The organism is Anabaena sp. EIM26, from assembly GCF_057568715.1.
The window spans coordinates 1-13,735 of sequence record NZ_JBWNLG010000002.1; the positions used below are offsets into that span (position 1 = coordinate 1).

Genomic DNA, 13,735 nt, shown 5'->3' on the forward strand with positions numbered 1-13,735 from the left:
GTGTCAAATTCTCAAGAACAGTGTCGCATCATAGCCCTCTTTAACCAAGCAGGTGGTGTTGCCAAATCAACACTCACCCAAAACCTGGGCTACCATCTAGCCCAACAAAAACATCGTGTCCTTCTCATCGACATCGACCCCCAAGCCTCCTTAACCAAATTCATGGGTTTAGTCCCATCTCAATTACAAAAAACCGTAGCTGATGCCATTATTGACGAACAGCCCTTACCCATTCATACTGGCATTCATGGCATGGACATAGCACCAGCTAACCGACTCCTGAGCGGAGCCGAAATGCAGCTAGTCAGTGCCGCCATGCGCGACTTGCGCCTCAAAGAATCCCTAGAACCAGTTATAGATGCCTACGACTTCATCCTTATTGACTGTCCCCCCAGCTTAGGATTACTTTCTTATATCTCCCTAGTCGCCGCCACTCACGTCCTCGTTCCCATCGAAACCCATCTCAAAGCCTTCGAGGGAACAGACGAACTTTTGCAAACCATCACCCAAGTAAAAAACAAACCCAACCGCAAATTACAAATCGCAGGCTTTGTTCCCACCCGCTATGCTCAACAAAACTCAGCCGATAAACGAGCATTAGCAGCCATCCAATCACAACTTTCAGCATGGGGTCGGATTTTCCCACCCATCCCCAGAGCTACCGCTTTTGTCGATGCCACAGAAGAACGTGCGCCCCTAGCAGTATTTGACCCCAAACATCCTGCTGTTGCTATCCTTAAAGAAATTGCTTCTGCTCTGGAGTCCGCTATATAAACCTAAACCTGTTTTCATCGCTGAAAGCCTTGGTAATCAAGGAAAGCCCAAATAATCAAGGCTTATAGTTTCTCAAACAGGCAAGTTATTTCTCCGCCTAAACTACAGCAGAGGGCTTTAGAGAGCGGCGAAAGATTTTCATCAATTATTATAGGATGCCTATATTTCTCTAAATTTAGTGCAGCATTCCAATTTCTGTCCCCAATCTAACCACATTCCCTATAATGGTACGAAAACGCACCGAAAAACCCTTTGCAGGTCAAATTACCACCCCACCCCCAGCCCCTTGGTTATCCCCAGTGGAAGCTGACACTCCACCCGCTGCTGAAAGCAAAGTCAAACTCCAAGACATTCACCTGGCTCCACAGCAACCCAGACGCTACTTTGACCCCCAAGCATTAATAGAATTAATTGCATCAGTTAAACAGCACGGCATCCTCCAACCCCTCTTGGTGCGTCCACTCACAGGAGGGAAATACGAATTAGTAGCAGGAGAACGCCGTTATCGCGCAGCCACAGAAGCAGGACTGGAAGAAGCGCCAGTGGTTGTGCGTGAGTTATCCGATGACCAAGCGTTTCAGTTAGCCTTGATTGAAAACCTGCAACGACAAGACCTCAACCCAGTTGAAGAAACAGAAGGCATTTTGCATCTTTTGGCTATTCGGTTAGAGTCGGATGTGGAAGCAGTCAAATCCCTGCTGTATCGGATGAAAAATGCCAGTAGCAAAGGTGATAAGCAGTTAAAATACTCTGAGGAGCAATCTAGGAGAAACGTTTCTCCTAAATCTCTTCTAAATAACGAGACAGAATCTAATAGCGATGTTTCTTCTAACTCGGAAATAATAGATGCTACCGCATCTGGGAAAAACATTTCTCCCAACTCAGGAACAACCACACTTAAGAAATCTAGGAAAGATGTTTCACAAGATGCGGATACTTCCGTTTCCTCAACTGAGGAGTCAGAATTAAAGGATGAATCTAGGGAAAATATTGCTCCTGACTCTAGCATCACTGAGGAAAAAAAATCTAGGAGCAATGTTTCACAAGATGCGGATACTTCCGTTTCCTTAACTGAGAAGTCAGAACCAAAGGATGAAGCTAGGCAAAATGTTTCTTCTGACTCCGGCATCACTGAGGAAAAAGAATCTAGGAGAAACGTTTCTCCTAACCCAGATGAAGAGAAAGTAAAAAAAGTACAAGAGGTATTTGAAAGCTTGGGAATGATGAATTGGCTGTCCTTCACCACCAAGCGCCTACCCTTACTCAATCTGCCTCTGGAGATTTTAACAGCATTGCGAGAGGGCAAACTGGAATACACCAAAGCACAAGCCTTGGCACGGGTTAAAGATAATGCTCTCTATACACAACTCTTAGACCAAGCGATCGCACACAACTGGTCTTTAAGTGAAATCAAAGCACAAATCGCTGCTAATACCCAACCGGCTCAACCCCCATCCGCAAAATCACCCAACCAAATACCAGAGCGTCTCAAAAACGTCACCCAGAGCATTAGCAAGCGTAAACTCTGGGAACAACCTGCCAAGCAAAAGAAACTAGAAACCCTCTTGAGTAAACTCGAAGCTTTACTAGGTGATGAATCATAGGACTTACCTGGAAACCCCCAACCAATGCTCACCACTTTTGAACGAGGGAGCGAGGTGGTGATAATTTATTAGACTATAAAAACAATTGACATCCTCTTGCCGCTACACCGCGCCAGCTTGGTGGGGGCATTCTCACACAGTTAGGTAAACATCAAACATCAAAAGGTATCATCAATGGCAAAGAAAAAACCTTTAGCTGAAGTAATTCAGCTAGAGTGACATACTCCCGACTCTGATGCTTACGCATACAGATTGAACCGTTCCGCTAACCGATAGTTGTATTGGCAACGCGCAAGTTCAAGCCACTGATCAATCGTGGCTTGCTGTGCTGTGGTCAATCGTAATCGGTATTGGTAAGCAGTTCTCATGGCATGAGCGTTATTTATTTTGCCTACACTAATTATACTTCATCGTTTCTGGCATTGTCTGGGACAAGGTTACGCATACTATTAATTTTATCGCAAAAATGCGATTTTAGTGATTAGGCAACAGAGCCAAACCCTCTATTCTAGTTTGACTACCTGTTAACGAATCGCACTCCCCACCCTCAATGTACTGATATGGTGGGGATAGGGAGCGGGTAACGAAGATTGCATCTATTCTAGTTCTTATCTCGGCTCAATGCTTAGATGGGAAAATATACTCGCTATTCAACCTTTATGTATAAGCCCTGACAAAATTCAGCCATTTGTTAGATGACATAGTTCGTAAATTCTCGTAGTTTGTGCTTCAGTGGCAACTCTAGGAGGAGACGAACAATGGCACAAGAGTCACAGATTCGCGACTTGCTCCAAACCTGGCTGCATTACATCCACATTGAGAACTTGACTAATGCCAAAGTCGAAGCTGGTGACGAAGATCAACCCCATATCTGGGACTCTGGTGTAAATTTAGTAGGCGATAAATTACTCCTAGACGAATCCTTATTCAAACAACTCAAACAACCCTTCAAAACCTCAAAAACCAAACCTCAAGCCAAACCTCAAGCCAACCCACCATCAATCGCCGTAGCCTTCCCCCAGCTTTATCTCATCGAAGGAAATCGCCGTCAATTTCGCCCCCTCTTTACCATCGACATTTCTCCTATCTTTGATAGCAATTATCGTCAAAGCGGCTGGGACTTAACCACCTTCGAGTTTCAACCAGTCATCCCCAACTTAATGCAGTGGTACGGACTAGAAGAAGAAACCGCTGAATCTCTAGTCACCAAAGAAGGACTCAAAGTTTTTCTGGAAACCACCTTCAATCGTCCCTTTAAAACCCTACAAGACTGGATTGTACTGATTGAATTACCACCCTTTCCCGTGCGCTCAAAACTGCTTCCCTACCTGCTGAACTTTGGCTACGTAGCCTTCAACCATAACCTCAACAAAGACTTCCAGAAAATCAGCGAACAGCGACAATGGAATTGGGCCGTACCTGGGCATCCCGCTTACGAATATCTGTTTGGACAACCAATAGCACCCCAACACAACCTACTATTTCTCGGTGCTTTCCCGATTTTACCCCCTGATGACTATCAAGCCCAGGCTCTCAAACATTGCCAATCTCAACCCCTCACCGCCGTAATTGGACCACCGGGGAATGGTAAAACCACATTGCTGTTACACAAAATAGCACAACAAATAGTCCACCGCGCCGTACAATTAGCGACAAAAGGTGAAGACGAAAGTAACCTAACTTTAGTCACCAGTACCAATAACCATGCAGTCAACAACGTTGAAGAACTGCTAGAGAGCCACTTTCCGCAAAATTGCTTCTACTTATCAGGCGGCTCCAAAGAATTAGTTGACACCCAAGTTTTGCCCTCTTTGCAAGCTGCACTCGACTCACTAACAAGAGAAACCTTTAACCCAACAGCATGGGAGTCAGCCAAGCAACAATTGTTAGCTCTTGTGCAGCAACTACAATTTCACATCAAGCAAGATGAATATTACCAACAACAGAAGATTGCTGATGAACAGTTATTAGAGCAGCTAGATAGAGATGTACAACGGCTGCAAGAGGCGATAAATAGCTTTCTAGAAGTGAATCCTGAATTTAGGAGAAACGTTTCTCCTAACTCGGATTTTGAGTTACAACCCCCATTATCAGCCAACGCCTCACTTGACTACTCAGAATATCACTCGCTATCACCATTTAACACATTACAAAACTACTCTCAGTCTGGCTCACTAATAGACCCTGTAGATGTTACTTCAGAATCTAGGAGAAACGTTTCTCCTAACTTAGATATTGGATTCCCATCATCGTCATCACGAACTCCATTACGGCATTACTCAGACTCCCAGCCCCCCTCACCGTTAAACTCATCACGCGACTACTCCAAATTTCCCCTTGAAGCGTACCAGCAGATAGAGCAGCACCTGAATACAGCAAATCATTCCTTCCCGCGTGAAAGTAACAGGCAATTTTTAGGTCAAAACCACAACTGCTTGATTCGATTATTGCAAACAATTAAACTATTACAAACAATCAAACTATTGCAGAGAATTAAACTATGGCAAATGATTAAACGATTCTGGCAACAGATCACCAGAAGCAGTCCACGCCATATTCTCAAACGCTTGCACAAACAAATAGAAATGCCCGTATTGGCAACCTTAGCTACACCCTTTCCCTTTCAAATTCCCCTGACAATTGAATCTTTATTAGCAGCCCACCAAAGTGTTTCCCTGCTACTGAAAGAAGTATCTGATTGGCAACAGCAACAAAATCAACTTAACCACAGACACCAACAGCTAGAATTATTACAACGCCAATTTACCGACTTACAACGTCAAATAGCTGACCGAAAACACCAGCAACAACAAATCCAAAATCGACTTGCCACTTATCCTAACCAAGATTTCTCCAGTCGTTTCTACACCGAATTACACACACTGCAAGTACAGTTATTTGAGAGTGCTTGGCAATTTCAACAACAGGAAGCACAACGCAGAAAAGATGAAGTCATGGCTGCTATTAAAACTTACATTGGGGTGTTAAATAACGAATGGGACGCTTTTCGTCAAATGTCCTTGCATTGGCGAAATATTTATCGTGATATCAGCCTGTTGTTTCCCGTTTTCTTGAGTACCTTGCATTCTATTCGCCGTCTGTTCCCTTATCCTGATTGCGGTTGTATCAACCAAGTAATTGTAGATGAAGCCGGTCAAATTCCCCCGCATCAGGTATTTCCAGTCTTAGTGCGGTGTCGTCATGCCTTGATTGTCGGCGACCCCTTGCAACTAGAACCAGTCATTAATTTAAGCGACCAGAAGAAAGAAGAATATCGCGGTAAATCCTTCCTGGAAAGGGGACTTACAGATGCAGATTATGACTGCTACAGTCCTACCGCTACCACAGCTTATCACCGAGCGGCAGGAGCATCAGCACAACCAGAAGACATTGGTAACGGCATTATCCTCAAATATCATTATCGGTGTGTGCCAGTGATTGCCGATATTAGCGATCGCCTATGCAATTATGGCATGATCATCAAAACAGAACCCAAACCTTCTCTTTTAGGTGCTAACCTAATTGCTTGCCATATTGAAGGAAAGCCAGAAAACCATATAAATTGGGCAGAAGTTGATGTAGTAGAAACGTTAATTGCCCAATTGCTAGAGGCAGGTTACAGCTTCAATTCTCCCAACAATCAAAATACTAGCAATCACAACACAATAGGCGTAATTTCACCTTATCGTCGCCAAGCAAATGCCTTGCAAGAACGTTTACAATCACGCTCTTCCGACTTTTCAGTCAATAGTATTGGCACAGTTCACACCTTCCAAGGTGGTCAAAAATCTGCGATAATCTTCTCAACTCGCCAATCAGAACCCGCTGATAGCCTTTGGTTTATTAATCGCAAACCGAATTTACTCAATGTTGCTGTCAGCCGAGCCAGAGAACTGTTTATCCTCGTGGGGAATTTAGACAGACTTTCTGAAGGTGGTTATACCAAACAATTAGTAGAATATATCCAGCAATTTGGAGAAATACGATAATTACAATTGTTGCTTTGACAATTGTTGCTTTGTAATCGCTCAATAATCCGGTAAATAGCTCAGTGACAACCCTCAAATGTCGCAAAATCGTTGCCAATATGGTAGTCCACCCCCAATTATTGATCGGATGCGTTGCTTTAATGTTTTCATATTTCCCTATAAACTTTTGATTTTAATGCCGTAGCATAAAAGTAGCGGTAGAGCCAGGTTTTCTACGAACAGTCCAATTTGTTGAAACAATTATCCTTGATTGTCAGGGGATTTAATATGCCAAATTCTTCAAGGTAATCGACCTATTTTGAAATGATTCATGCAAGAGACTCCATGCGATGAAATTACACCAAAAACTCATAAATATCTTATTTGTCCCATCCCCAATTACCAGTACCTAGCCCCTCTTTTCACGACAAGTCTATTGCAAACATTACCCTCTATGAACACGGTATTTTCTACATAAAAATATTCAATTGATTGAAAATACTTCTCTTGATGGATGCTGATTGCATGACCACACCCATAATGTGGAATTCAATCACAACATACACATTATCAGCATTATCTCACATCTTGCACGAAACACACAGTTACAGCACCATTACTAGGGAAGCAAGCAGGGAGGACGTATATACAAAAATTGAGAACAACCTAAATCTTAGAGTGCGATCGCTATCCGCATTAACCTTCAGCTAATTATTTTCAGATTGTCTCACATCTTCTCTAGTATCACATATTGCTATTTGTTCTAAAACGTTCTCAATTGTCGCTACCAAGCTCATTGCTATGACCTCACCACCAGAGCGTAAACAGGAAAAAACTTCATCATTTTTACTGCGCTTAACTCCGGCAGAAAAGAGTCGCTGGCATAAAATGGCTGAGTTTTATGCTTTACCCTTAGCTGAATTTATTAGACGACGAGTAGAAGGTCGTCCCATTAGTCCACCAAAAGTACCAGCTATCAATGTGAAAACGAGTGTACAAATGGGACAATTTGACCTGAGACTAAGACATTTAGAAAAAGATTTACAAACAGCGATTGCGCGGAGCGCAGTGCCGGAGGCGATCGCACTCCTAAAACAAAATCCACCTGCATCAAAAGTGACTCACCAGCAGTTACTTAGCACGATTAGGAACTTGGATGATTTGTTAGAGGAAGTGCGCTCAGAATTGCGCGAAGTGAGACTGCAATTATCCGGTGTCGATGACAACAGCGAAAATGAAGCAAGTTCAACAGATGACTTTGACGATGAAGACTGGAATTAGATGTAGAAGTCATCATGGGCTTCCAAACTTCTGGGAGGTCAGGGGAAACGCAGCAAGTAAGTTTTTGGAGGATTAGGATTGGATTAGATGCACAAGTTTGCTGTCCTTCTTTCCTATTGCAGATATCGTTAGACCTTGAAGTGGAGAATGGTAAATGCTGACCAAAGTTGTTCCTACTGGCAATAACCCTGGTGGTCTGCTGCGTTATCTCATGGATCAACACAAAGAATTCGAGTTGTATGGTGGCAACATAGCAGGACAGACTTACGCCCAAATCATCCAAGAATGGCGTGCCATATCAGGGCAAAATCCTCGTACCGACAAAGATACCAAGCATATCACCATGAGTCCCCACCACACAGACCGCCTCACTCCTGACGACTGGCTAGAAATTGGCAACTTCATGATCAACGGACTAGGCTACACCAACAACCTGTGGCTGATGATTAAGCATAAACCCACAGAAAGTCAACTACAGCACAACCCATATGCACCGCCTCACGTTCATATCATGATTCACACCTTTGAATGTGAAAACTTTACCCGCATCAACGACTGGCAAGACAAAACCCGTGCCGAAGAACTGACACGAGAAATCGAGCAACGGTGGCATCTATATCAACTGACTAAGAGTGCAGAGATTGATTATTCTGCCCCCACCACCGGACAAAAGCGTCGGATGTTGCGAGAACAAGAAGAATATGACACCGGATTGCGGAATACACCACCAGCAGAACCAACTAAGCAACGATTGGAACGTATGGTCATTGCCGCTGCTGAAAATCAACCTCACATCCAAATCTTCATCGGTAGACTTCAGCACCTCTTAGTTGATGTTTACCCTACCATCATTGGTGATGAAATGAAAGGATTAACCTTTGAGTATGAAGGATTTCGGTGTCGGGGGTCGCAGTTAAAAAACTGTAGCTGGAAAAAACTGCAAACAATCCGGGGAGTTGATTATAACCCCACCCGTGATTTACCTTTTTTAAGAGCGATGGCGAAACGCCCACTGTATGTCCTGCGGACAGGCTCCGCATTGGCGGAGCCGACCCACCAGAAAGCGATGGCTACGCCCGCCACAGGTATCGCTATCGGCTCCGCAGTACCAGCAGCGATTGCTGCTGGGGAACAAATGCAACTATTACCAGAAGACTTGGAGAATCATACCCAGTCTGTATCTGCTAGTACCCAACATCTTTCTAATCATAATAAATCTGCATCTGTTTCTAAACAATCTGTATCTAGCAATACCCAATCTCTTTCCATCAGTGCCAAGCAGATTAAATGCACAGCGATGTTTGCAGCAGATATTGACAAGTTACTCTTAGCAAATACAAATTGCTGCCTTGACAAAGACTTTACCGCCGAGCGAATATCTGCCACTGAAATTTCCTTGCGTCGCACACAAGACCAAAGCGAAATTCTGCGGGCTAGACGTAATAGTGATGACTGGGAAGCATTACCCACCGAAAGCGAAATGACCCCCTCGGAAGTTCATGCTATGCTTGCCCTCAAAGAAGATTTAATCAAACAATCAGAAAATCGCCATCAACAACAACAACAACAAGCAGAAACTGTTGCACCCATAGTGGCTGCTCTTTTAAATCTTAAGAAAACAACTCGCTTTACCTGGGAAAACTACATTGCGGAGTGGGATGGAGAGTGTTTAACTTTGGGCAGAACTGGAGATGATTTTCCCATCATGGAAGCAGCTTGGAATAGAGAAATTAAATCCTGGGATGTGAGAAGTTCCTGCCTCTCCCAAGGAACAACTAATTATTTTGTCAAACAAGTTTTACCCTATGTCAAGTCAGCACTGCAACAACACGAAGCCAGTATCAAGAAACAAAGAAGTGAACAAAAACAATTGGAATTGTAGCTTGTTTATCTGTTGCAATAATTTATGATTTTACTACCAATAAGTCGGATATTTTTGTAATTAAAAAGGATTGAATTACCACGAAAAACCTATAGTAATTCGGTTGTTAAAATGATAATATAGGAATCCGGTTTGATTCTTGCTCAATATACTGAGACTCAATCGTTGATTAGATGGGGCTTACGGTTTAGAGCTTGTATGGCTAACGCCACGCTACGCTATCAGAAATCAAATGGGAGTCCTATATCATGATGATAACTCCTATTAAAATAATGGAAGCTTTACCCACCAATAAACTATGTAGATTTATATATGCCCATGCAACATAAAAATACTCAAATAGCAATAGCCTCCAAAATTAAAAAGTGGCTAGAAACGGCTAAACAACTTAGCACTGATAATATCGTATTTGCCCTACCTATCACCCGATTGACTAGCATCAAAAGCCTTTGTCAAAATGAAGTGGCAGCCGAACATTTTGCTCTCTATCTCTCAAAACAGGTTCTACTACAAACTGAAGATGCTTCCTGTCCCAGTAATCTCATTTCCTCTGAATGGGAGACTCACAAAACTTTAATTAGCGATGCCATTGCTGAGATGGAACGCTACCTTGCAACTTCCACTCATGAAGGGAAACAGTGTTTGTGGAAGTTATTGAGGCGAATTAATGAATTACAGGGAGACGATTTTCGCAAAGTTCATTGGTCTACTGTACATTTTGTCCGTAGTGGTTATTTGCTCAAACTAGATTATGCCATTCGCTGTTTTGTTGAACAGGATTTCCCCTACTATGCTTATAAATTAGCTAGAGAGTATACAGAATCTTATGAGCCTCGGTATGGCTCAGGTTTGATTCCTGAATCTGCCCCAAAGCTGCTAGAAATTGCTGAGTTTTGGTGTCAGTATTATTTTGGACAAAACCTGTCAGAGAAGTTTCCCAAATTAACTAAAACACCGTAATTCCCCATCCCTCTATCTTGTGTGTACACGGTAGGTCTATCATAGTTACTAATTTCGTGGACAAATAAATATCCACTCAACCAGCAATGCAAAGCTTTTACCCGTACTGGGTTAACTACAATCAGGACTCTTGAGTATTCTTGTCTACATCTGTCTACAAAATCAGCAAAGTTTTACAATACTAAGGGACTTGCAAATTAGCCCTTTCTAAACAAATAGCGGTAGATACATTAGCCGTTATCCTGATTATCAATTGAGTCTATGATTCTACCTTGATAAGTATGGCGTTCTTGATCGATTTCTGCAAATATTTCGGTTAATTCAGGTTGGTTTTTCCAAGCCCCGAATAATTGATTGAGTTTTGCTAGTTTCTCTGCTTCTGTTAATGCTTGTTGTGGTTTTGTAATTTGATTTTCAATAAATCCTAAGTCTATTATTATTTCTGTCCCATCGGGAATGTTATTAAGTGTTTCTAAAATTTCAATATTTTGACCACGTTTGATGCCTCTAACTTTCATCTTTGATTTCCTCTTCTCCGTAGAGCCTATCTTCTAATTCAAGATCACTGATACCTAGAATTTCAGCCACTCGCCGCAGAGAATTTCCCTAGTCAGCGCACGATAGCTTAGTTCCACTAGATTGCCCTTTCTAAACAAATCACCGGAGAGGGTCCTAGCACCCCACCAACAGTCAAAACTGACAACGTTCCAGTTTCTTGAGGATACTGTGCCTTAACTTTTGTTATAGCATCATCCAAATCAGATGCTTGAGCAATGTAAATTTTTTCACCAGTTGTCAGCACCCAAAGAGGTTTAGACCAAGTATGTCGAGGCTGAAGCACAGCTTTATGAACACAGTCATGAGTAAACTGGATTATCTGCTCAAGTATCGCATCATTACACAACTCACCCAACTCTGCTTGGAAAAATCCTCTCAGTTCTTCATCAGAGATATATTCGACAACTTGCTCTCTTGCCACTCTTCGATATTCTAGATCCTGAACGGTTGTCCGTACCAACTTTGACTCAATAAAGCGACTTACCTGGGTCGTAATGGAATCAAAGTCCCGCTCCATCAATAAATGCCCTAAGTGTTCCCTCAGCAAAGTTCGGAAATTGTCATCCGAGATATTGATACCAGACGTATTGAGATCAACTGAAAACCGCTCTCCCCAATCCCGACCACAACCAACTTCCCCGTTAGCAGCATCCTCTGCCTCTATCAACTCCATCAACCGTTTGTGCTGAATTACACCATTTGTAGAAGATTCAGATTGTGTTAGTGCAGTATCTCCGACAGAGAAAGGAATTGATTGGGTCATGGCTCTCTCCTTATTGTTTCAAAATACACAAGATGATCAGGTTCTTCTGGATCGGGACCACAATCTAGCAGTCCCACTCGCAGCTTTCTGTAAAATCCTAACGCACCTTCTAGGGCGTGTAACCCTATTCTGCCTTGATAACCTAATTCATAACTGCGAGAAATCGCAAAGTCAATGAGATTTCCACCCACACCTTTGTATATAGGAGGATTAGTAATAGCAAGTCTATTCCAGGGAGCAGTAGCCAAAGCTCTGATGTAAACCAATCTCCGTCTGAGTTGAGACTGAATTTGGCAGCGTTTCTTCAACACATCGAGCATGATTAAACCTTGGGTGATACCATCACACTCAATCGCGTAAAGTTCGTCACCAGGTAACAACTTAGACCCTCGACTTTTTGCCACCCAATCCCAATATTCGTCTTCTTGCCTAGTACCACCTAGTAGCGGCTCCCATAGTGTTTTGGTATCTGCTAGATGTTTCTCTGTCACCTCAGTAATAATGGCATCAACTACTAGAGAGTCTTGAACTCTCAAAAGCTGGATAGGGCGGTTCAACTGGGAAATGATTACTCTACAACTTCTAATAATAAGGCTTCTGTACGTGCTGATGTCATGAAATTGGCGTGCTGGGGATGCTGTGTGGGAGTAGAATGGATCGTAAGTTATTAAAACTTCTGTTTACCCAATAATAGGTGCAAGCTCTTTCAATGGCAGAGCAATTAATCATTGGTGTCAAGTTAAGAAAAATGGATTTGTGTCAAGAGTGGGAAATAAATGGTAAAAGTCAACACAGGGGTGTTGAAAAGAGCCATGAGTAAACCAAGGAAAAAACAAGGGAATCCAGATTTTCGCCATCAAGTCAGCGTACCTGCTCCAGCTAGTGAAGAAATAGAATCACGGTTGATTGGGCTATTAAGTCCAGGGACATTTGCCAACCTCAAAGGGGTAAAAGACAAAGAGCGAAGCTTGCGCTCAAGAGTATTAACCCTACCAGTAATGGCAGCAATAATACTGAGTCTAGTATATCGACAAGTACAACACTTAACAGATGTATTGCGCTGCCTAGAAGTAGAAGGATTAATGTGGGTAGAGGCAACAAAAGTCAGCAAGCAAGCTCTGTCCCAAAGACTCAACAGTTTACCGGCGCATCTATTTGCCAAGATGTTTGAGCAAGTAGTAGAACGTCTAGCAGCAAAAAGGAATGCAAAAGAATTAGCTCCAGCCTGGGCATCAGTGGCGCAGAGATTTTCCGCCATTTGGATTTGTGATGCCTCAACACTCGAAGCCATGAAAAAGCACTTCGGACAATTGCAAGAAAAAACAGGTTCAGTGTTGGCAGGAAAAATGCTGATGGTAGTAGAAGCTTTCACTCATATTCCTGTAGCAGTTTGGTATGATGCTGATGCCAAGCGGAATGAGACTCGTTGGTGGCAAGCATTGTTAGAACTTTTACCTGATGGTGGTTTACTCATAGTAGACATGGGATTTTATGGTTTTGAGTGGTTTGATTCTCTAACTGCTGCCGGCAAGTATGTTCTCACGCGCCAAAAGGAAAAGGTTAGATATAAGGTAGTGCGTGTACTTTCTAGCGGCTCTCACTACAGGGATGAAATTATTCAAATGGGATTGCATCATACCAACCCATGTCGCTATCCCATGCGCCAAGTATCCGTATTATGGGGTAAGACTTGGTATCATTATTTGACTAATGTTCTTGACCCACAACAGCTTTCACCACAGGAGGTTTGTGATTTATACCGCCGACGTTGGCGAATTGAGGACGCATTTTTATTGACTAAGCGTTTATTAGACATCTCCGAAAACTATCAAAGCCGCTTTGTGACTAGCTGACAAACTGCAAAAGCCAGGATTGCAAACTAGCTAATGTAGACGATAGAATAGGTGTTTGAGATATTTACTGATAGTAACAAGATAAAAATACG

9 protein-coding genes and 2 pseudogenes are annotated in these 13,735 nt (G+C 42.7%); 7 read left to right on the forward strand and 4 right to left on the reverse strand.

From position 1 onward, the window contains the following. Together AC012T_RS26035 and AC012T_RS26040 are read left to right on the forward strand one after the other, a co-directional pair. Nucleotides 1-774: a ParA family protein gene (locus AC012T_RS26035; RefSeq protein WP_487067018.1), complete on the forward strand. Its 774-nt coding sequence runs from the start codon at nucleotides 1-3 to the stop codon at nucleotides 772-774. A 224-nt stretch (nucleotides 775-998) separates the two neighbouring features. After that, entirely contained in the window at nucleotides 999-2,378 is a 1,380-nt protein-coding gene (locus AC012T_RS26040) for a ParB/RepB/Spo0J family partition protein (RefSeq protein ID WP_487067020.1), read from the forward strand. Between the two features lie 251 nt (nucleotides 2,379-2,629). Here the strand turns inward: AC012T_RS26040 and AC012T_RS26045 are convergent. After that, nucleotides 2,630-2,746, reverse strand: a pseudogene (locus AC012T_RS26045) (helix-turn-helix domain-containing protein); the annotation flags it as partial. A 390-nt stretch (nucleotides 2,747-3,136) separates the two neighbouring features. Between AC012T_RS26045 and AC012T_RS26050 the strand changes: the two are divergent. The 4 genes from AC012T_RS26050 to AC012T_RS26065 all read left to right on the forward strand — a co-directional run bounded on the left by AC012T_RS26050 (nucleotide 3,137) and on the right by AC012T_RS26065 (nucleotide 10,469). Beyond that, nucleotides 3,137-6,367 carry a DEAD/DEAH box helicase gene (locus AC012T_RS26050; RefSeq protein ID WP_487067022.1) on the forward strand — a complete coding sequence of 1,077 codons (3,231 nt, stop codon included), beginning with the start codon at nucleotides 3,137-3,139 and terminating at the stop codon, nucleotides 6,365-6,367. Between the two features lie 780 nt (nucleotides 6,368-7,147). Next, nucleotides 7,148-7,627, forward strand: coding sequence for a hypothetical protein (locus tag AC012T_RS26055; protein WP_487067024.1), 480 nt, complete (start codon nucleotides 7,148-7,150; stop codon nucleotides 7,625-7,627). Nucleotides 7,628-7,781: 154 nt separating this feature from the next. Beyond that, on the forward strand, nucleotides 7,782-9,509 hold the full coding sequence (locus AC012T_RS26060; RefSeq protein WP_487067026.1) for a relaxase/mobilization nuclease domain-containing protein: 1,728 nt from the start codon (nucleotides 7,782-7,784) through the stop codon (nucleotides 9,507-9,509). A gap of 318 nt (nucleotides 9,510-9,827) precedes the next feature. Further along, nucleotides 9,828-10,469, forward strand: a complete 642-nt coding sequence (locus tag AC012T_RS26065) for a hypothetical protein (RefSeq protein ID WP_487067028.1) — start codon at nucleotides 9,828-9,830, stop codon at nucleotides 10,467-10,469. A gap of 230 nt (nucleotides 10,470-10,699) precedes the next feature. On the opposite strand, the gene AC012T_RS26070 is transcribed toward AC012T_RS26065, so the two are convergent. The 3 genes from AC012T_RS26070 to AC012T_RS26080 form a co-directional block, all read right to left on the reverse strand. Beyond that, nucleotides 10,700-10,987: a hypothetical protein gene (locus AC012T_RS26070; protein ID WP_487067030.1), complete on the reverse strand. Its 288-nt coding sequence runs from the start codon at nucleotides 10,985-10,987 to the stop codon at nucleotides 10,700-10,702. A gap of 116 nt (nucleotides 10,988-11,103) precedes the next feature. Next, the gene (locus AC012T_RS26075; protein ID WP_487067032.1) at nucleotides 11,104-11,790 is read right to left on the reverse strand and encodes a hypothetical protein; all 687 of its coding nucleotides are present in this window, start codon (nucleotides 11,788-11,790) and stop codon (nucleotides 11,104-11,106) included. Then, complete coding sequence (locus tag AC012T_RS26080; RefSeq protein WP_487067034.1) at nucleotides 11,787-12,326, reverse strand: GNAT family N-acetyltransferase; 540 nt, start codon at nucleotides 12,324-12,326, stop codon at nucleotides 11,787-11,789. Before AC012T_RS26080 ends, AC012T_RS26075 begins: the two co-directional genes overlap by 4 nt. A gap of 240 nt (nucleotides 12,327-12,566) precedes the next feature. On the opposite strand from AC012T_RS26080, the pseudogene AC012T_RS26085 reads away from it, so the two are divergent. After that, nucleotides 12,567-13,610, forward strand: a pseudogene (locus tag AC012T_RS26085) (IS4 family transposase); the annotation flags it as partial. Nucleotides 13,611-13,735 lie beyond the last annotated feature (125 nt).